The organism is Serratia sp. NFX21 (assembly GCF_048517035.1).
Lineage (GTDB): Bacteria > Pseudomonadota > Gammaproteobacteria > Enterobacterales > Enterobacteriaceae > Serratia > Serratia quinivorans.
The window spans coordinates 4,175,565-4,194,692 of the sequence record NZ_CP183196.1 but is presented as its reverse complement, the minus strand read 5'-3'; the positions used below and the strand labels follow the sequence as shown (position 1 = coordinate 4,194,692).

Here is a 19,128-nt window from a genome sequence, read left to right as displayed (position 1 = left end):
TACCTCTCCTTTGTTGCGGCTACTGTAACCTGAAGCGGCCGTGGGCGAAACCGCAGGAGAATATATTCGCCGGTCGACTGACTACACTTGGTACAGGGTTTGCAACTTCAGGTAAACATTCAGGCAGAACAGGGGACGCTATGTATCAGGCAACGCTTAGCCGGCGCAGCTATCGTTTCAGCGATTTACGTCAGTTGATGGCCAAGGCATCACCGGCCCGTTCCGGCGACTATCTGGCGGAAGTGGCGGCGGATAGCGCAGAGGAACGTATGGCGGCACGCATCGCGCTGGCGGAGGTGCCACTGAAGACTTTCCTTCAGCAGTTACTGGTGCCCTACGAACAGGATGAGGTCACTCGGCTGATTATCGACAGCCACGATGCATTGGCCTTTGCGCCGATTTCGCACCTGACGGTGGGGGATTTTCGTGACTGGCTGCTGAGTGAACAGGCGGACAGTGCGATGTTGGCGCAGGTAGCCCCCGGCATTACGCCGGAAATGGCGGCGGCAGTGAGTAAGTTGATGCGCAATCAGGATCTGATCCTGGTGGCCAAAAAATGCCGGGTGATCACGCGTTTTCGTAACACTATTGGCCTGCCGGGCCACCTGAGCGTGCGGCTGCAACCGAACCATCCCACCGACAGCTTACAGGGCATTGCGGCCAGCATGCTCGACGGCCTGCTGTACGGCAGCGGTGACGCGGTGGTGGGCATCAACCCGGCCAGCGACAGCCTGCCGCTGCTGGAAAAACTCAATCATATGCTGGACGACGTGATCCAGCGTTTTGCCATACCGACCCAATCCTGCGTGCTGACGCACGTCACCAATACGCTACGCCTGATCGAACGCGGTGCACCGGTGGATTTGGTGTTCCAGTCGATAGCCGGAACCGAGGCGGCCAATAGCGGTTTCGGCATTAATCTGGCGCTGCTGGCGGAGGCTCAGCAGGCGGCGCTGAGCCTCAATCGCGGTACTCTGGGCAATAACGTTATGTACTTTGAAACCGGGCAGGGCAGCTGTTTGTCGTCCAATGCGCACCATGGCGTCGATCAGCAAACCTGCGAAGCACGTGCTTACGCGGTGGCGCGACATTTCTCCCCGTTGCTGATCAACACCGTGGTCGGGTTTATCGGCCCTGAGTATTTGTATGACGGTAAGCAGATTATCCGTGCCGGGTTGGAGGATCACTTCTGCGGCAAGCTGCTCGGCCTGCCGCTGGGTTGCGATGTGTGTTACACCAATCATGCAGAGGCGGATCAGGACGACATGGACACGCTGTTGACGCTGTTGGCCACCGCCGGGCTGACCTTCCTGATTGGCGTGCCGGGAGCGGACGACATCATGCTCAATTACCAAAGCACTTCATTCCATGATGCACTGTACATCCGCGAACTGCTGGGCTTGAAGCACGCGCCGGAGTTCGCCGACTGGCTGACGAAAATGCAGATCACCGACGATCTGGGCCGGCTGCGAGACACCGCGGCCAATCACCCGTTGTTGCTGGCGTTACAGGGAGAGCAACCATGAGCAAGCAGGTTCACGTTAACCGTTGGGATGCGCTGCGCGCCTTTACCGATGCGCGCATTGCGCTGGGGCGCACCGGCTCCAGTCTGCCAACCGAGGAGTTGCTTAAATTTGGTCTGGCGCATGCGCAGGCGCGTGATGCGGTGCACCAGCCGTTCGACAGCGATACGCTGGCCAGCGCTTTGCAGCAGCAGGGCTGGCCAACCTTGACGGTGCACAGCCAGGCTGCCGATCGTACCGCTTATCTCAGCCGACCGGATCTGGGGCGTCGGTTGGCCGCGGACAGCCGTAGCCTGCTGTTGGGCTTGCCTGACAAGCCGGTGGATTTATTGCTGGTGGTGGCAGACGGTTTGTCCTCCAAGGCGGTACATCGGCAGGCACTGCCGCTGTTGCAGGCGCTGCGGCCTTATCTCGAATTATTGGGGCTTTCAGTCGCACCGGTGGTGTTGGCGCATCAATCGCGGGTGGCGTTGGGGGATGATATTGGCGAATGTTTAGGGGCCAGAGCTGTGGCGATGTTGATTGGTGAGCGACCGGGCCTGTCATCCCCGGACAGCCTGGGGATCTACCTCACCTGGGGACCAAACACCCAGCGGCGTGAGTCGGAACGCAATTGCATCTCCAACGTGCGTCCGGAAGGGCTGAATTACCCGCAGGCGGGGTTCAAACTGGCGTGGCTGCTGGAACAGGCTTTCCAGCGTCGCCTGACCGGAATAGACCTGAAAGACGAAAGCGACAACCCGGCGTTGTATGGCCGGGTATCACCGCTTCACTCCCAGCTCGGGGGCTGACCGATACTTTGCTTGAGCAACGTGATGAACAGGTTAAGCCGTGCCGACACCTTTGCCACCGGGCGCAGCAGATAAATCCCCTGTTGCTCCTGACGCGGATCCTCGAGCACCGGCAGCAACCGACCGGCCTGTATATCCGGCCCGACCACCCAGTTGGGTAAAAAGGTGATCCCCAACCCCAACAGCGCCGCCTCGCGTTGAGCGGTAAAGTCGTCACAGCGCAATACCAGATTGCAGCGGTCCATCAAAGGGGCGCTGAGAATTTGCGCCCAGCAGGCCGGTTGTTGCTTGTGGTAGCGGGCAATCAGCCGATGCTCCGGCAACGCGTTCAGATCGGCAGGCCTGCCATAACGGGCGAGATAAGCCGGGCTGGCGCACATCACCCAGCGCTGGGTGGCTATCCGGCTGGCGTACAACCCACTGTCTTTCTGCTCGCCGATGCGAATGGCGGCATCCAGCAATTCCTGCGTCGGATCGGTCTGGCGCTCCGTCAAATCCAGTTCAACAAACAGCTGCGGATAACGTTCGGCAAGCAGAGGCAACAGCGGCAGGATATAGGTTTTGCCGAAGGTCGGCAGACAACTGATGCGTAGCGTGCCTTGCGGCCTGTCGCTAAGTGAAGCCAGCTCGGCGCGGATATCGCTGATGTCCGAAAGCAGCGTTGCCGCGCGCGCCTGCAGCATTTCTCCGGCGTCCGTCAGCATCAGGCCACGGGTTGAACGGATAAACAGCGTTGCGTCCAGGGCACTTTCCAGCGCATCGACGTGGCGCACCAGTGAAGAAGGCACCATTCCCAGTTTGCGGGCGGCGGCGGAGAAGCTGCCCAACAGGGCCACCTCGAGAAATATCGGCAGATGTTCAACATAACGGGCGTCATTCATTTTTGCATTATATGCAAAAGCGTTTCTTATGAATACCAGGTTCTCCGTCTGGCGCATTACGGCTACTCTTTTTGGGAGCTTACGGCGAGTAACAACGTGCCGTGATCTCACCGCGCAGAGCAATAATGCATAAAGCACGCGGTTTTTAGAACGTTAGAACACTTGTTTTTCCCAGGCCTTGCTGTGTGCCTGCGGTATTGATCGCTGCTTCAACACCAGATTAACCGTTCAATTTGGCGTCCTGTTTAACAATAATGGTTAGTGAAACTAAACCGTTGTTGACATTGGGCGCCGCCGGCCTGCCGTGCCGGTTTTTTTGTCGCCGATGGCTGAATCGTTCCAACAGGACGGGTTGCCGGCGACATCTTTGCTCACTCTCTGGTGAGCATTTTGAACGCACGGGGCATTTCACTCCGTGCTGGTGGAGGAGTAGGTTATGAACGAAGATCACGGGTGTGCCTGTGCGCAGCATTTGGCGCAGGGCTTTGCCAGGCAGTCGCTGAGCGTTGGGGAGGGCGAGATCTACCAAATCTCGCTGATGAGCGCGTTAATCAGCGGTGTTTACGAAGGGGAGGTCACCATTGCCGAGTTACTCAGGCACGGCAATTTTGGCCTGGGGACTTTCAACCACCTGGACGGTGAACTGATCGCCTTCGACAAGGAAATACACCAGTTGCGTGCCGACGGTAGCGCGCGACCGGCCAGTCTGCAGCAGAAAACCCCATTTGCCGTCGTCACCTTTTTCCAACCCAGCGTCACCCAACATTTCGATCGTCCAATCACCAAGGCGCAGCTGCACCAATGCATTGATGAACAGGTGGCTTCGCCGAATCTGTTCTGCGCGGTGCGCGTCGACGGCGAGTTCAGCCACGTGGAAACCCGGACTGTGCCCCGTCAGGAACGCCCCTATCGCCCAATGCTGGAGGCGATTGAAGAACAGCCCACCTTTGCCTTTCATCACTGCCAGGGCACGCTGGTCGGTTTTCGCTCGCCTGACTATATGCAGGGCGTTGGCGTGGCCGGTTATCACGAGCATTTTGTCACCGAAGACCGCAACGGCGGTGGGCACGTGCTGGATTACCAGCTCGACCATGGCCGTCTGCAATTTGGTGTGATCACCCGTCTCAATCTTCAGTTGCCGCATGACGCGGATTTTCTGCGCGCCGACCTCTGTCCAGAGGATTTGGATCGCGCAATTCGTTCTGCCGAGGGTTAATTCCGCGACAGTCTTGGGTTAGTTTTCAGGAGGTATTCCATGAACAAGGCAAAAACAGACAATAACTGGGCATGTGGCGCAGATTTAGTGGTGAAAAATCTGGAGGCGCAGGGGGTTAAGCACGTATTCGGCATTCCGGGGGCCAAGATTGACCGGGTATTTGATTCTCTGGAGGATGCGCCGTCGATAGAAACGGTGGTGGTGCGTCACGAAGCCAACGCGGCATTTATGGCGGCGGCGGTCGGGCGCCTGACCGGCAAGGCCGGGGTGGCGCTGGTGACCTCCGGACCGGGCAGTTCCAACCTGATCACCGGGCTGGCGACGGCGACCTCGGAAGGGGATGCGGTAGTGGCTTTTGGCGGCGCGGTGAAACGTGCCGATAACCTGAAACAGACTCACCAGAGCATGGACACCGTCAGCATGTTCCGGCCAGTGACCAAATACTGTGCCGAGGTGCATGCCGGTTCGGCGATTTCAGAAGTGATCGCCAACGCCTTCCGCCACGCCGAGTTCGGCCGTCCGGGGGCCTCTTTTATCAGTCTGCCAATGGATATCGTCAATGAGCCGGTCAGTGCGCCGGTGCTGGCGGGGTGCCGGTTGCCACGTATGGGGGCGGCGGCGGCCGAGGATATTCGCGCCGCGGTCAAATTGATCCAGCAGGCAAAATGCCCGGTGCTGCTGTTGGGTTTGCAGGCCAGCCGTCCGGAAAACAGCGAGTCGGTACGTCAGTTGCTGCATCGCACCCATATGCCGGTGGTGGGCACTTATCAGGCGGCGGGGGTGATAGACGTTAACCACTTTGCGCGCTTTGCCGGGCGCGTTGGCTTGTTCAATAACCAACCCGCCGACCAGCTATTGCAGAAGGCCGATCTGGTGGTCAGCGTCGGTTATGGCCCAATTGAATACGATCCCTGCATGTGGAACAGCCAGGGCAGGTTGAAACTGGTGCATATCGACGTACTGCCGGCGGATATAGACACCTGCTATCGCCCGGACGTCGAGCTGGTGGGCAATATTAGCGCCACTCTCGACATGATGACCGAAGCCTTTAGCGGAGCGGTGAGCGTACCGACGGAGGTGGAATTGATCCTCAGCGATCTGGGCCGTCAGCGCCATGAACTGGCGGAACGGGCTGCCCGGCGTGGCGGCATGCCAATTCACCCGTTGCGCATCGTGAAAGAGCTGCAGGATATCGTCAGCGACGACGTGACGCTGTGCGTGGACATGGGCAGTTTCCACATCTGGATTGCACGTTATCTTTACAGTTTCCGCGCGCGCCAGTTACTGATTTCCAACGGCCAACAGACCATGGGGGTGGCGTTGCCGTGGGCGATCGGTGCGGCGCTGGTGCGCCCGGGGGACAAAGTGGTCTCTATCTCCGGCGACGGCGGTTTTATGCAGTCGAGCATGGAGCTGGAAACCGCAGTACGCCTGAAAAATAACATCGTGCACGTCATTTGGGTGGATAACGCCTACAACATGGTGGAAATGCAGGAGGTGAACAAATACCGGCGCAAATCCGGGGTGGAATTCGGCCCGATTGATTTTAAAGCCTATGCCGAAGCCTGCGGCGCGGTCGGGTTTGCCGTGCAGTCGGTAGAAGACTTGCGGCCGATGCTGCGTAAGGCAATGGAAATTCAGGGGCCGGTGGTGGTGGCTATTCCGGTGGATTACGCCGACAACTACAAACTGATGGCGCAGATGAACTTCAGCCAGATGATTTAATTTCAGCAAGTCGCTAAACCACGGGGAATGCCGCATGAGGCACTCCCCATTTTTCATGCTCAGAATTTGTGCTTTACATCCCTAACTGCATGATTTATTGGTATCCCTCGAGTCTGTTTTCTACTCTGGGGATGGCACAATGAATAAAAAAGCAATAACAATGACGTTGGGACTATTGGCTCTAACGGTGATGGGCGGCGCTCGCGCCAGCACGCTGGTTTATTGTTCCGAAAGCTCGCCGGAAGGGTTTAATCCGCAGTTGTTTACCTCCGGCCCGACGGTTGACGCCAGTTCGGCGACGATTTACAACCGGCTGGTGGACTTTAAAGTCGGTACCGTCGAGCTGCAACGGAGCCTGGCGGAAAGCTGGCAGGTGAGCGAAGACGGAAGGCAATACACTTTTCATCTGCGCAAAGGGGTGAAATTCCAGAGCAATAAATACTTTACCCCCACCCGCGACTTCAACGCCGACGACGTTATCTTCTCCTTTATGCGGCAAAAAGACGCCAACAACCCCTATCACAAGGTCTCCAACGGCGCTTACACCAACTTTGAGTCGATGGAGTTTGGCACGCTGATCAACAACATTGTCAAAGTGGACGACAACACCGTGCGTTTTGAGCTTTCGCGTGCCGAAGCGCCGTTTGTGGCCGATCTCGGCATGTATTTCGCCACCATTCTCTCGGCCGAATATGCAGATGCGATGCTGAAGGCCGGCACGCCACAGCGGGTGGATAACGATCCTGTCGGCACCGGGCCATTCCAACTGGTGCAGTACCAGAAGGATGCGAAGATCCTCTACAAGGCGTTCGACCAGTATTGGGAGGGCAAACCGAAGATAGACCGGCTGGTGTTCTCGATCACCCCGGATGCGGCGGTACGCTTTGCCAAACTGCAAAAGAATGAATGTCAGGTGATGCCGTTCCCCAACCCGGCGGATCTCAAGCGCATGCGCGAGGACAAAAATATCCAGGTGATGGAGAAATCCGGGTTAAACATCGGGTTCCTGGCGTTCAATACCCAGAAAAAACCGCTGGATAACCTCAAGGTGCGGCAGGCGCTGGCGCTGGCGGTGAACAAGCCGGCAATCCTCGAGGCGGTGTTCCACGGCGCAGGCCAGCCGGCGAAGAACCTGTTGCCACCAACCCAGTGGGGCAGCAATGACCAGATTGAGGACTATCCGTACTCCCCGGAAAAAGCCAAACGGTTGTTGCAAGAGGCCGGGCTGGGGCAGGGGTTCGCCATCGATCTGTGGGCGATGCCGGTACAGCGGCCGTACAATCCGAACGCCAAACGCATGGCGGAGATGATCCAGGCCGACTGGGCGAAAATCGGCGTGAAGGCCAAGATTGTCACCTTCGAGTGGGGCGAATATTTGCAGCGGATAAAAAATGGAGAGCATCAGGCCGCGTTGATGGGCTGGACCACCGCCAACGGCGATCCGGATAACTTCTTCGGCCCGCTGTTTACCTGCGTTTCGGCCAACGGCGGTTCAAACTCGGCCAAATGGTGCTATCCGCCGTTCGACAAGCTGATCCAGCAGGCGCGTGAAGAGAACGATCACGCCAAACGGGTGGCGATGTATCAGCAGGCGCAGGTGATGATGCATGACCAAATGCCGGCGATGATGATTGCCCACTCAACCATTTTTGAGCCGGTACGCAAGGAAGTGAAAGGCTACGAGATTGACCCGTTTGGCAAGCACATCTTCAAACAGGTTTCGCTGGAGAAATAAATAAACGGGGGCTGCATGGCAGCCCCCGTTTCATTACCGGTTTATCCCACGATTAGAAATGGGTATTCACGCTCATATAGTAAGTCCGGCCCGGTTCGTTGTAGGTGGCTGCACCTGCACCGGCGATATTAATCGCGCCGGTGGTCGGGTCACCCACGTTCTGCGAGTTACCTTCACGGAACTGGCGTTTGTCGAACAGGTTGTCGATACCGGCCGTCAGGCTGACGTTCTTGGTCACATCATAGGTGGCGCTGGCGCCCACGACGGCGTAAGGGCTGACTTCCTTGGTTTCGGTGCCGCTAACCGGTTTGCCCTGATAGTTGTACTTCTTCGGCTTCTGACGGCCGTACCAGGTCAGGGTCGACTGCATCGACAGCTCCTCGGTGGCCTGCCAGCTCAGGGTCGAGTTGATGGTGAATTCAGGAATAATCGACAGGTAATCACCGGTAGTCTTATTCTTGTTTTCAATCATATAGGTGGCATTGTTGGTCCAGGAAACGGTCTCGCTGACCGGCACGTTCAACGTGCCTTCCAATCCCTGTACTACCGCTTTAGGCACGTTTTCCCACTGGTAAATGGCGGTACCGGTGCTGCTGGTACCGATTCGGGAGTTACCCGCTTCGATTTTGTTGTGGTAGTCGTTGCGGAAATAAGTCACGCCGGCCAGCCAGCCGTCGTTATGGAACTCCAGACCCACCTCTTTGTTGACGCTGGTTTCCGCCTTCAGATCGTCGTTACCCAGCAGGTAACAGCCATTTTTGACATCGCTGGACGAGCAACCCTGGCCTTTGCTGTAGAGCAAATAGTTTGGGTTGGTCTGGTACAGGTTCGGTGCCTTGTAGGCGCGGGCGATGCCCATCTTCAGGGTGAAGAAGTCGCCCAGTTCCTGTGACAGATTCAGCGACGGGCTCCAGTTGTTACCGGCCTCGGAGTGCAGGTCGTAACGCAGGCCTGGTGTCAGCATGGTGCTGTCGGTCAGCTCCATGTTGTCTTCGGCAAACAGCGAGAAGATATGCGCGGAGGCATAAGGACTGCGGGTACCGTTTGCCTGACCAGGAATGGTGCCGCCCATCAGGGTTTGGCTGGTGGAGGAGCCGTCTTTCATCTTCTGCTGGTTCCATTCGGTGCCCAGCGTCGCGGTTTGTGTCACGCCCAGTTCAAAGGGAACGCTGATTTCGCTGTGTGCCAGGAAATCGTCCAGTTTGGTGGTGCCAAACCCTTCGTTTTTGGTATCGAAGATGCCTTCGGTACCGCCGGCCAGGCCTTCGTTTAGACGGGTATTACGGGTGCGTTCGAACTGAATATAGTTGTTGGTACTAACGCCACTATCCCAGGCACCACGGTGGTTGAGGCCGAAGGTTTCACGGTAAATACGGTTGGTTTCTTTACCGTAGTTGCTTTGCACCAGCGGGTTGGAGTTGGTGTTTTGAGTATCTCCGGCATACAGGTTGCCCTGACGACCGTAGGCATACTCAAACTCCAGTGACTGCAGGTGCGCAAAGTCCCAATGCAGCATGGCATCGATGTTTTTGTCTTCCACGCCCTCACGCCCGGAGGGGGTGCTGTTGGCGTAAGCCGGTGCACGGTAAGATTTATGCGCTTCGTTGATATCCCAGGCGTCGGCCTGAGTTTTGCTGTAGCCACCGAACAGGCGGAAGCTCAACTCGTCGGTCAACGGGCCGGACAGGCTAAAGTCGGTGCGCTTGGTAGAGCCTTCCTGCTTGTGCTGCGGCACGTCGAAGTAGGCATTCAGCGAGCCGTGCAGCTCTTTGGTGTTCTTTTTGGTGATGATATTGACTACGCCGCCGGCGGCGCCATTGCCATAGCGTGCCGCCGCCGGGCCACGCAGCACTTCGATGCGTTCAATCATCTCCGGTGGCACCCAGGCGGTATCGCCGCGGGTATCACGTTCGCCACGCCAGCCCTGACGTACAGAGTTGCGGCTGGTGGCGGGTTTGCCGTCGATCAGGATCAGGGTATTTTCCGGGCCCATGCCGCGAATATCGATCTGGCGGTTGTTGCCGCGCTGGCCGCTGGTGGAGTTACCGGTCAGGTTAACGCCCGGCATGGTGCGGATCAGTTCGCTAATATCGCGTGCCGGTGGGCGTTTTTTGATTTCGTCGGCGGTAATGGTCGAAACCCCGGGCGCCTGCAGGTTCTGCTTGGCGGCGGTGACAACAATGGTGTCCTCGGCGGCTTCTTTTTTATTTTTGGCGACGGAGTCTGTTTCTGCGGTGGTTTCTGTTTGCTGTGCGGCGTGCGCAAAGGCGGACGCGCCTAATCCTAACCCGATGAGTGTGGCTAAGGAATAACGAGATAATTTGCGGTTCATGTGAGAGTTCCTACCTTGCTGCCTTTCCCGGAGCACCGAAAGCAGGCCTCCGGCAGTAGAGAAGGGCGGTTGTAGTTTTTGTGTTTTCGGAAATAAAAATCCAACCGGTCGGATGCGACATCACCGACATTGGATCCAGCGTTATACCCCGCAACTTGAAAGATGACGGGTATAAAATTCGGTATCCATCCCTGTTGAACATACCTGCCCGGTTTGCGAGCCTACACACACTATTGCAAACGCAAATAATTATCAATAGTATTCGGTTTACCGTTTTCTTGGGCAGCGCCTCGCGCCGCGAATTTACCGGCTTTCCTGAAGCTGCCAGCTAAATAGTGAATAGGCGTTTTGAAAACAAAATCCGAGTCAGAAAGCAGCAGATTATTATCGAGCAAGCACGCAGGGCGCCATGGATGGTGGCTGACTATCGCCAAACGCGGCACGCCGCTGGTGGAACTGCAGGGGGATGGGCGAGGGAAGGTCACATTTTTATGGCGCGATCCGCAGGGATGTGAACTCACTTCAGCCTATCAACGCGTCTGGATCCACATCAATTGCCTGACCGACCACCACCAGTCGTCGCCGCCGCAGAGCCTGCAACGGCTGGAAGGGACCGACGTCTGGTACTGGCAAACCGAACTGAGCGCCGACTGGCGTGGCAGCTACTGCTTTATCCCCTGTATGGACGACCGACCGCTGGAACACAGTGGCGACGATGCACACGCCAATATGCATTCGATTCGTCACTGGTGGCATCAGGTGTTTGCCGGTGCCACTCAGGATCTGCTGAATCCCCATCGTTCATGGACCGGTGTTGGCGGCAACGTGCTGTCCGGGCTGCATATGCCGGAAGCCCCAGCGCAAGCGGCCTGGCAGGATTTTGATCGCTACGCCGTGGCCAGTGGACGTTGTACGCCAGCGCCACCGGCCAGACTACAGCGTCACAGTTGGCACAGCGAGCGGTTGGGTAATACCCGCGACGTCTGGGTTTACACCACCGGCGACAGCAACCCGGCGCAGCGACCGCTGGCGGTATTGCTGGACGGCCAGTTCTGGTCGAGCAACATGCCGGTCTGGGATCCGCTGATGCAGTTGACCCGTGAAGGCCAATTGCCGGAAGCGGTTTATCTGCTGATCGACATTATCAGCCTCAAACACCGCAGCCAGGAGCTGGCCTGCAATGAAGATTTCTGGCTGGCGGTGCAAGAAGAACTGCTGCCGCAGGTGGCCGAATGGGCACCTCACAGCCGCGACCCTGCCACGACGTTGGTATGCGGCCAGAGTTTTGGCGGCCTGTCGTCGCTGTATGCCGGGTTGCACTGGCCACAGTGCTTCGGTGGAGTGATCAGCCAGTCCGGTTCATTCTGGTGGCCGCGCCGCGATATGTATCAGCGTGAAGCAATACCGGCCGATGCCGGCTGGCTGCTGCATCAGGTAGAGCAGGGCGTCGGTCAGGGTAAATTGAAGGTATTTATGGAGGCCGGCGTGCACGAAAAAGTGGCGCACCGGGTGAATGACCGAATGGCAGAGTTGCTGCGTGACGCCGGGCATCGGGTGCAATACCGGACGGTGGCGGGCGGCCATGACTACCTGTGCTGGCGTGGCGGCCTGATCGACGGGCTGCAGGCGCTGTGGTCGGATAGCCTTCCTGCCTCTGCGGCCAAACTCACCTTCACCGTCCAGGGAGTCCGTGATGGAAACTCAGAACCCGTTCGATGACGAACAACAAATTTGCCTGATTGTGTGCAATGACCAACTGCAGTACAGCCTGTGGCCCGAATTTAGCGCAGTACCGGCGGGGTGGACGCCGGTATTCGGCCCGGCGGCGCGGCCGCTGTGCGTGCTGTGGCTGGAACAACATTGGCAGGATATGCGGCCCGCATCACTGCGTAAGGCGTGATGGCAATAATACCGAGAACAGGAGTCAGTCCCTTGTCAGACAGCACTTTATTATCGACCGAACAGCCACTCGCCACTGAGTTGCCGTTGGTCGCCGCGCAACCCGGGATCTGGGTTGCCGATCAAATTTCACCGCACGCCAACGCCTATGCGGTTTCCCACTATATCGAGCTCTGCGGGGCGCTGGACCAGGATTGCCTGCTGCAGGCGATCGCGCAGGGGCTGTCCGAAGTGGATACCCTGCAGTTCCGTTTTGAAGAGCGTGACGGGGTGCCGATGCAGTGGCATGACCCGCAACTGGCGATCCTGCCGGTTGAGCTGATTGATCTGCGAGACTCCCCTGATGCAGCAGCGGCAGCGCGTGCCTTGATGCAGCTGGATATGTCCGGTGATTTACGCATCGGCAGCGGCAATGCACTGTATCGCCATATGTTGATCCGCCTGTCGGATCAGCGTTGGTTCTGGTATCAGCGCTATCACCATATTCTGGTGGATGGCTTCAGTTTCACCGCCATTGCCCGCAGAATTTCCCATATTTACACCCGGATGTCGCGCAATGAGCAGCCGGACCCGACGCCGTTTAGTGCCTTCAGTGAAGTGGTTGAAGAATATCAACGCTACGCACAATCGGCGACTTGCCAGCGTGACGCGGCCTTTTGGCTGAACAAGGCAAAGCAGTTGCCTGCGTCAGCCACACTCTGTCCGCAGCCACTGGCCGGCCAGACGCCGACCACCCGCATTCATCGGTTATCACAGCTGTGCGACCGCCAGGACTTTAGCCAACTGGTGAACGCCGGTCAGCAGCAGTTCAGCGTGGCAGATATGGCGTTGGCGCTGGTGGCGCTGTGGGTGTCTCGCCTGAGCGGTCACGCCAGCTTCAGCGCCGGCTTTATCTTTATGCGCCGTACCGGCTCGGCCGCGTTATGCGCCAACGGCCCGGTGATTAACGTGCTGCCGATCGAAATGCACCTCGATCCTCAGGCGACGCTGAGCGAGGTTGCCGGCAATATCGGCCGAGAGCTGAAAAGCGTCCGTCGCCATCAGCGTTACGAGGCGGAGCAGGTGCAGCGTGATCTGGGGCGGATCGGTGATGCCCAGCCGCTGTATGGCACCGTTTTCAACTTTAAGATGTTCGATTTCCAGTTGGACTTTGGCGATATCGAAGGCATTACCCATGAGCTGGCCTCCGGTCCGGTGCGTGACCTGGAGATTGCGCTGTATCTTGATGAGGCCGGCACGCTGAAAGTCGATCTGCTGGCCAATGCCGAGCGTTATCAGCGGGATGAGTTGGCGGCCCATCTGCAACGCCTGCCGTTGTTGCTGCGTCAGTTCGCCGCTCAGCCGCAAATGCCGATCGGCGACGCCGACTTGCTTACCGGGCAGGATCACCAATTATTGGCTCGGGTCAACGACACTGCTTATCCTGTGGCGCCGCAAACCCTCAGCGGCTTGCTGGCGCAGCAGGCGCAGAAAACCCCGGATGCACCGGCGCTGGCCGATGCGCAGTATCAATTTAACTACCGCGAGACCCGCGAACAGGTCAGCGCGTTGGCGCGCCAACTGGTAGCGCAGGGCGTGCAACCCGGAGATATCGTCGCCGTCGCCTTGCCGCGCTCGGTGTTTCTGTCGCTGGCGTTAATGGCCATTGTCGAGGCGGGGGCGGCTTATTTACCGTTGGACACCGGTTACCCGGACGAACGCCTCAGCATGATGCTGGAGGACGCTACGCCGCGTCTGATTATCACCGAAGCCAGCCAGCAGGCACGTTTTGTCGGCAAGGGTGACATTTTTCTGTATGACGCGCCGCTGGCCGCAGACAGCGCGACGGACGTGGTGCTCAGCGGACCCACGCCGCACCATCCGGCCTACATTATCTTTACCTCAGGTTCGACCGGGCGACCGAAAGGCGTGCTGGTGGGGCACCAGGCAATCGTCAACCGTCTGCTGTGGATGCAGCATCAGTATCCAATGGCGGCGGGCGATGTGGTGTTGCAGAAAACCCCCTGCAGTTTTGACGTGTCGGTATGGGAGTTTTTCTGGCCGTTGATGGTCGGCGCCCAGTTGGTGATGGCACCGCCGGAGGCGCATCGCGATCCGGAACAGCTGCTGCAACTGATTGATCGACACCGCGTCACCACGATGCACTTTGTGCCTTCAATGCTGGCCGCCTTTGTCGGTGCGCTGGACAATCGGCAGGCGGTGGCGTGCTGCGCGCCATTACAACAGGTGTTCTGCAGCGGCGAAGCGCTACCGGCCGAACTGTGCCGTCTGTGGCAAAGCCGCACCGGGGTGCGACTGCACAACCTTTATGGCCCGACCGAAGCGGCGGTGGACGTCAGCTGGCACCCTGCCTGGGGTGAGGCGTTGGCCGCCGTCACCGGTGCTAACGTTCCCATCGGTCTGCCGGTATGGAATACCGGATTGCGTATTCTTGACGCGCGCTTACGGCCGGTGCCGCCGGGTGTCGCCGGGGATTTGTATCTCACCGGTGTACAACTTGCACACGGTTATCTGGGGCGACCTGAACTGACCGCCAGCCGCTTTGTGGCTGACCCGGCGGGCGACGGCGGGCGGATGTATCGCACGGGTGATGTCGCGCGCTGGTTACCGGGCGGCGAAGTGGAGTATCTCGGTCGCAGCGACGATCAGCTGAAAATTCGTGGACAACGCATCGAACTGAGTGAAATCGATCATGCGTTGTTGTCATTGCCGGGCATCAAGCAGGCGGTAACCCATGCGCTGGTGCTGGACAATACGCCGACAGATCCGGCCGGTGGTGATGCCCGCCAACTGGTGGGGTATCTGGTAGCGCAGCCGGGTGTACGCCTTGATCTGGAGGTGCTGCGTGCCGCGCTGGCCGATCGCCTGCCGCCACATATGGTGCCGGTGGCGTTAGTCGAAATGGACGCCTTGCCGCTGAGTGCCAATGGCAAGCTGGATCGCAAAGCGTTGCCGCAACCGCAAAGCGGGGTCAGGGCCGCAGGACGCGAGCCTGAAGCAGGACTGGAAACGGCGATCGCGGCGGTATTCGCCCGTTTGCTACAGCGTGAAACGGTGTTTGCCGATGATGATTTCTTTGCCCTTGGGGGTCACTCGCTGCTGGCGATGCGCCTGGCGGCGGAGCTGCGCCGTGAACTGGGTAAGGCGGTTTCGGTCGGGCAGGTGATGGTGGCTTCCCGCGTGGAACAGCTGGCGCAACTGTTGGCGGAAGATCGCACGCAGGAAGAGGCCGATCGGACCGGTTTCGACAGCGTACTGCCGCTGCGCACCACCGAAGGCCCTACGCTGTTCTGTTTGCATCCGGCTTCCGGATTCTCATGGCAGTTCAGCGTGCTGCCGCGCTATATCGACCAGCATTGGTCGCTGGTGGGTATTCAGTCACCGCGCCCCGACGGCCCGCTGGCGCTGAGTGAGAATATGGATCAGGTGTGCGACGCGCATCTGGAGCAGGTATTGCAGGTACAGCCGCAGGGCCCGTATCACTTTATCGGTTATTCACTGGGCGGCACTCTGGCGCAGGGCATCGCCGCCAGATTGCAGGCGCGGGGGGAAGAAGTGGCCTTCCTGGGGCTGCTGGATACCTATCCGCCGGAAACCCAGAACTGGGACGTGATGCTCGACGACAACGTGCTTAAAGAAGTTCAGCGCGAGCGCGAGCAGTTCCTGGCCGTTTCCGAAGATGCGCTTGATCCTGCTTTGGGCGAAACCCGGGTGGCGATGTTCGATAATATCGAAGCCAATTATGCCGACTCAGTGCGCCTGCTTTCAGCCACCCATACGGCGAACTTCAAAGGGCAGGCGACGCTGTTTGTCGCGCGTCAGACATTGCAGGAAGGGATGGACGTGCAGCAAACCTGGTCGCAATACGTCGATGCCTTGCAGGTGCATGAGCTGGATTGTGCGCACGTAGATATCGTTTCACCAGCATCGTTCAAGGTGTTGGGACCGTTGCTGAACCGTATTCTAAGAGCGCTGTAATACCCAGTGACGGGTAGGGGGCGAATAGATTCGCCCCGATTAACGCGGGCCCAGCATGCTGGGCCCCTACAATATTTATGACTTACCCAGTGGTACCACCAACGGCGTATGCGAGACCGGATCGTCAATGATCATGCAGCGCAGGCCGTACACCTCTTCGATCAGTTCCGCGGTCACAATATCCTTCGGCGCCCCTTCGGCCACCACCTTACCGTCGCGCATGGCAATCAGATGCGTGGCGTAACGACAGGCATGGTTGAGGTCGTGCAGCACCACCACCAGCGTATGGCCGTTTTCACGGTTTAGCTGACGCATCAGCTCCAGTAGATCGATCTGATGGCTGATGTCCAGCCAGGTGGTTGGCTCATCCAGCAGCAGCAGCGGCGTTTGCTGCGCCAGCACCATCGCAATCCACACTCGTTGCCTTTGCCCACCGGAGAGGGTATCGACCGGCTGTTCGGCCAGTTCGAATACGCCGGTGGAGCGCATCGCCTGGTCCACAGCCTGCTGATCCGCTTCGCTCCAACGACTGAACAGGCGCTGATGCGGATAGCGACCGCGCGCCACCAGATCAAACACGGTGATATCACCCGGTGCGGTGGAGCTTTGCGGCAGCAGTCCCAACTGGCGCGCCACCTCTTTGGTGGCGTATTCGCTGATGTGTTTGCCGTTCAGCCAGACAGCCCCGGCCTGCGGCTGCATCAGGCGGCTGAGGGTGCGCAGCAGGGTCGATTTGCCGCAGGCGTTCGGCCCGATAATCACCGTCAGTTCGCCGTGCGGGATAGCGACGGAAAGGTCGCTGGCGACAATCTTTTTGTCGTAGCCCAGCGTCAGGTGTTCGGCGCGCAACGGCGCGGACTGCAGGGGTTCAGCATTCATTTTTTACGTGACTCACGGATTAATAGCCAAATCAGATAAATGCCGCCCAGGCTGACGGTCAACACTCCGACCGGCAACTGATAAGGCATAAACAGGCGCTGCGCAGCGACATCGGCGAGCAGCAACAGCAGGGCACCGATCAGGGCCGTCAGCAGCAGCACGCTGCGGTTGGCACACAGGCGTCGCGCAATCTGCGGGGCCACCAGCGCAATAAAGGAGATTGGCCCGGCGACGGCGGTGGCTGCTGCCGTTAGCGTTACGCCGATCAACAGCAGCATGACGCGCGAACGTTCAACCGGGACGCCCAGCGCGCAGGCGGTATCATCCCCCATCTCCAGCAGGCGCATGCGGCGGGTCAGGGTCAGTAACAGCAGACAGCACAGCGCAATCACTGCCAATACCGGCAGGCTTTTCGCCCAGTTGATGCCATTAAGTGAACCGGCGCTCCACAACCCGGCGGTCATGGCCGACTCCAGCGAGGCGCTGATAATAAGCCAGGTATTGCCGGCCACCAGCAGGGCGCGCACGGCGATGCCGACGATAATCAAACGGAATGACTCGACGCCGTTGCGCCATGCCAGCAGATAAATCAGCGCGGCGGTTAACAGGCCGCCGGCCAGCGCCCCGGCGGTAATGCCGATAACGCCACCGTTAAACAGCACTATGGCCACCAGCACGCCGCTGTAGGCACCGGTATTAAAGCCAATCACGTCCGGGCTGCCGAGCGGGTTGCGCAGTATCGACTGGAAAATGGCCCCGCTGAGGCCCAGTGCTGCCCCCAGTAACAGCGCCATCACCACGCGTGGCAAACGCCACTGGGTGACGATCACCGCCAGATTGGCCGGGCCTTCGCCGCGCAAGGCGTCGATCACCTGGGTAGCCGTCAGTGACAAGGCACCTGAAGCCAGAGCGTAAATCGCCAGTGCCAAAGCAGCCAACAGCAGCAGCAGGGCGGTTAGCGTCGGGCGCGACAGGGCGCGCATTTTGTGAATGGTCATCAGACGGGCCGCGGACGTCGACATTAGCGCTGCCTCCTGAACATATGACGTTGTCGCACCAGCATGATCAGCAGTGGGGCGCCAATCAGGGCGGTGACGATGGACACACGCAGTTCACCGGCCACCAGGAAGCGGCCGATCAAATCGGCGCTCAACAGCAGGATAGGGGTCAGTACCAGCGTCCATGGCAGCATCCAATGCAGTTCGGAACCGCCCAGCCGCCGGGCGATGTGCGGCATCATCAGGCCGACAAAGGCTATCGGGCCGACGGCCGCGGTAGCCCCGCCGCACAGCAGAGTAATCGCCAGCAGGCCCAGCAACTGAGTACGAACAATGCCGGTACCCAGCGCGGTAGCCAATTCATTACCCATGCTCAGGCTGTTCAGCGACTTGCTCATCCACAGCGTAATCAGCGTGCCCAACAGGATCGGCAGGGCGACGGTGCGCACCACCTGCATATTTTGAATATCCAGCGAACCGGCCTGCCAAAAACGGAGCTGGTCGAAAACCAGTGGATTCAACAGGGAAATCCCAGAGGTCATGCCTTCCAGCACCGCCGCCAGCGCGACACCGGCCAGCGTCAGACGCACCGGGTTGAGGCTGCTGCCACCCAGAGCGCCAATCAGCGCGACCAGCAGTGCGGCGAACATCGCACCGGCAAAGGCGAACCACAGATATTGGCTGACGTCGACGGCACCAAAGAAAGTGATCCCCAGCACCACGGCAAAGCCTGCACCGGCGTTAACCCCGAGAATACCCGGATCGGCCAGCGGGTTGCGGGTGAGGGTTTGCATCAGCACGCCGGACAGGCCCAGCGCGATGCCAGCCAGAATGCCAACCAGCGTACGCGGCAGCCGGGCGTTGGTGATGATGGTGCAGTCAGCACCGCTGCACTGGCCTTTCAGCGCCTGGATCACCGTGTCGAAGGGAATAGATTTAGCGCCGAGTGACAGGCTGAGCAGCATAACGATCAGCAGCGCACCAACGGCAATCAGCAGGCCAAAAAGCCTGCGACGAAATGAACGGGAAGTGCCGCCAATAAGACGCTCTTGGGGAGCGGGGACGGGCTGTGTGCCTGGGCGTGTAATCCGTAACATACCAATCCATTATTCAATTGAATATAAATGAGTTTTATTATCATTATTGATTGCTTTCATCTATGGTACCATGA

13 protein-coding genes are annotated in these 19,128 nt (G+C 58.8%); 8 read left to right on the top strand and 5 right to left on the bottom strand.

The features are described 5' to 3' along the window. Positions 1-140: 140 nt before the first annotated feature. Together ACNT1W_RS19620 and eutC are read left to right on the top strand one after the other, a co-directional pair. Positions 141-1,526: an ethanolamine ammonia-lyase subunit EutB gene (locus tag ACNT1W_RS19620; RefSeq protein ID WP_012146149.1), complete on the top strand. Its 1,386-nt coding sequence runs from the start codon at positions 141-143 to the stop codon at positions 1,524-1,526. Beyond that, positions 1,523-2,314, top strand: a complete 792-nt coding sequence (gene eutC / locus ACNT1W_RS19615; RefSeq protein ID WP_419246040.1) for an ethanolamine ammonia-lyase subunit EutC — start codon at positions 1,523-1,525, stop codon at positions 2,312-2,314. Before ACNT1W_RS19620 ends, eutC begins: the two co-directional genes overlap by 4 nt. On the opposite strand, the gene ACNT1W_RS19610 is transcribed toward eutC, so the two are convergent. Then, a complete protein-coding gene (locus ACNT1W_RS19610) occupies positions 2,293-3,252 on the bottom strand; it encodes a LysR family transcriptional regulator (protein WP_259190996.1) in 960 nt (319 codons plus the stop codon). The genes eutC and ACNT1W_RS19610 overlap by 22 nt on opposite strands. 379 nt (positions 3,253-3,631) lie before the next feature. Here ACNT1W_RS19610 and budA point away from each other — a divergent pair, with 379 nt between their 5' ends. The 3 genes from budA (at position 3,632) to ACNT1W_RS19595 (ending at position 7,871) form a co-directional block, all read left to right on the top strand. After that, entirely contained in the window at positions 3,632-4,411 is a 780-nt protein-coding gene (budA, locus tag ACNT1W_RS19605; protein ID WP_012146146.1) for an acetolactate decarboxylase, read from the top strand. Between the two features lie 39 nt (positions 4,412-4,450). Next, the gene (alsS, locus tag ACNT1W_RS19600) at positions 4,451-6,136 is read left to right on the top strand and encodes an acetolactate synthase AlsS (RefSeq protein WP_012146145.1); all 1,686 of its coding nucleotides are present in this window, start codon (positions 4,451-4,453) and stop codon (positions 6,134-6,136) included. Positions 6,137-6,275: 139 nt separating this feature from the next. Then, positions 6,276-7,871 (top strand): ABC transporter substrate-binding protein, encoded by a 1,596-nt coding sequence (locus tag ACNT1W_RS19595; protein WP_419246039.1) that lies wholly within the window; start codon positions 6,276-6,278, stop codon positions 7,869-7,871. Positions 7,872-7,923: 52 nt separating this feature from the next. Here ACNT1W_RS19595 and ACNT1W_RS19590 read toward each other — a convergent pair whose 3' ends face one another. Further along, positions 7,924-10,203, bottom strand: a complete 2,280-nt coding sequence (locus tag ACNT1W_RS19590) for a TonB-dependent siderophore receptor (RefSeq protein WP_261408612.1) — start codon at positions 10,201-10,203, stop codon at positions 7,924-7,926. Between the two features lie 348 nt (positions 10,204-10,551). Between ACNT1W_RS19590 and fes the strand changes: the two genes are divergently transcribed. From fes to ACNT1W_RS19575, 3 genes are read left to right on the top strand one after another with little or no spacing between them, the layout of a single operon-like run. Continuing rightward, positions 10,552-11,922, top strand: coding sequence for an enterochelin esterase (gene fes / locus ACNT1W_RS19585; RefSeq protein WP_037410468.1), 1,371 nt, complete (start codon positions 10,552-10,554; stop codon positions 11,920-11,922). Beyond that, complete coding sequence (locus tag ACNT1W_RS19580) at positions 11,897-12,103, top strand: MbtH family protein (RefSeq protein ID WP_017893570.1); 207 nt, start codon at positions 11,897-11,899, stop codon at positions 12,101-12,103. The genes fes and ACNT1W_RS19580 overlap by 26 nt, the downstream gene beginning before the upstream one ends. 32 nt (positions 12,104-12,135) lie before the next feature. Beyond that, on the top strand, positions 12,136-16,080 hold the full coding sequence (locus tag ACNT1W_RS19575) for an enterobactin synthase subunit F (protein WP_419246038.1): 3,945 nt from the start codon (positions 12,136-12,138) through the stop codon (positions 16,078-16,080). A gap of 75 nt (positions 16,081-16,155) precedes the next feature. Here ACNT1W_RS19575 and ACNT1W_RS19570 read toward each other — a convergent pair whose 3' ends face one another. The 3 genes from ACNT1W_RS19570 to fepD are packed head-to-tail and all read right to left on the bottom strand — an operon-like array spanning position 16,156 to position 19,054. Further along, complete coding sequence (locus tag ACNT1W_RS19570; RefSeq protein ID WP_017893568.1) at positions 16,156-16,959, bottom strand: ATP-binding cassette domain-containing protein; 804 nt, start codon at positions 16,957-16,959, stop codon at positions 16,156-16,158. Continuing rightward, entirely contained in the window at positions 16,956-17,981 is a 1,026-nt protein-coding gene (gene fepG / locus ACNT1W_RS19565) for an iron-enterobactin ABC transporter permease (RefSeq protein ID WP_419246037.1), read from the bottom strand. Before fepG ends, ACNT1W_RS19570 begins: the two co-directional genes overlap by 4 nt. Beyond that, complete coding sequence (gene fepD / locus ACNT1W_RS19560; protein ID WP_012146137.1) at positions 17,981-19,054, bottom strand: Fe(3+)-siderophore ABC transporter permease; 1,074 nt, start codon at positions 19,052-19,054, stop codon at positions 17,981-17,983. Before fepD ends, fepG begins: the two co-directional genes overlap by 1 nt. Between the last annotated feature and the right edge of the window lie 74 nt (positions 19,055-19,128).

Bases quoted from the DNA above. Each gene is read 5' to 3' on its own strand.
- ACNT1W_RS19620 (WP_012146149.1), top strand. From the start codon at position 141: ATGTATCAGGCAACGCTTAGCCGGCGCAGCTATCGTTTCAGCGATTTA.
- ACNT1W_RS19580 (WP_017893570.1), top strand. From the start codon at position 11,897: ATGGAAACTCAGAACCCGTTCGATGACGAACAACAAATTTGCCTGATT.
- budA (WP_012146146.1), top strand. From the start codon at position 3,632: ATGAACGAAGATCACGGGTGTGCCTGTGCGCAGCATTTGGCGCAGGGC.
- ACNT1W_RS19610 (WP_259190996.1), bottom strand. From the start codon at position 3,252: ATGCGCCAGACGGAGAACCTGGTATTCATAAGAAACGCTTTTGCATAT.
- ACNT1W_RS19570 (WP_017893568.1), bottom strand. From the start codon at position 16,959: ATGAATGCTGAACCCCTGCAGTCCGCGCCGTTGCGCGCCGAACACCTG.
- ACNT1W_RS19595 (WP_419246039.1), top strand. From the start codon at position 6,276: ATGAATAAAAAAGCAATAACAATGACGTTGGGACTATTGGCTCTAACG.
- fepG (WP_419246037.1), bottom strand. From the start codon at position 17,981: ATGTCGACGTCCGCGGCCCGTCTGATGACCATTCACAAAATGCGCGCC.
- fepD (WP_012146137.1), bottom strand. From the start codon at position 19,054: ATGTTACGGATTACACGCCCAGGCACACAGCCCGTCCCCGCTCCCCAA.
- alsS (WP_012146145.1), top strand. From the start codon at position 4,451: ATGAACAAGGCAAAAACAGACAATAACTGGGCATGTGGCGCAGATTTA.
- eutC (WP_419246040.1), top strand. From the start codon at position 1,523: ATGAGCAAGCAGGTTCACGTTAACCGTTGGGATGCGCTGCGCGCCTTT.
- ACNT1W_RS19590 (WP_261408612.1), bottom strand. From the start codon at position 10,203: ATGAACCGCAAATTATCTCGTTATTCCTTAGCCACACTCATCGGGTTA.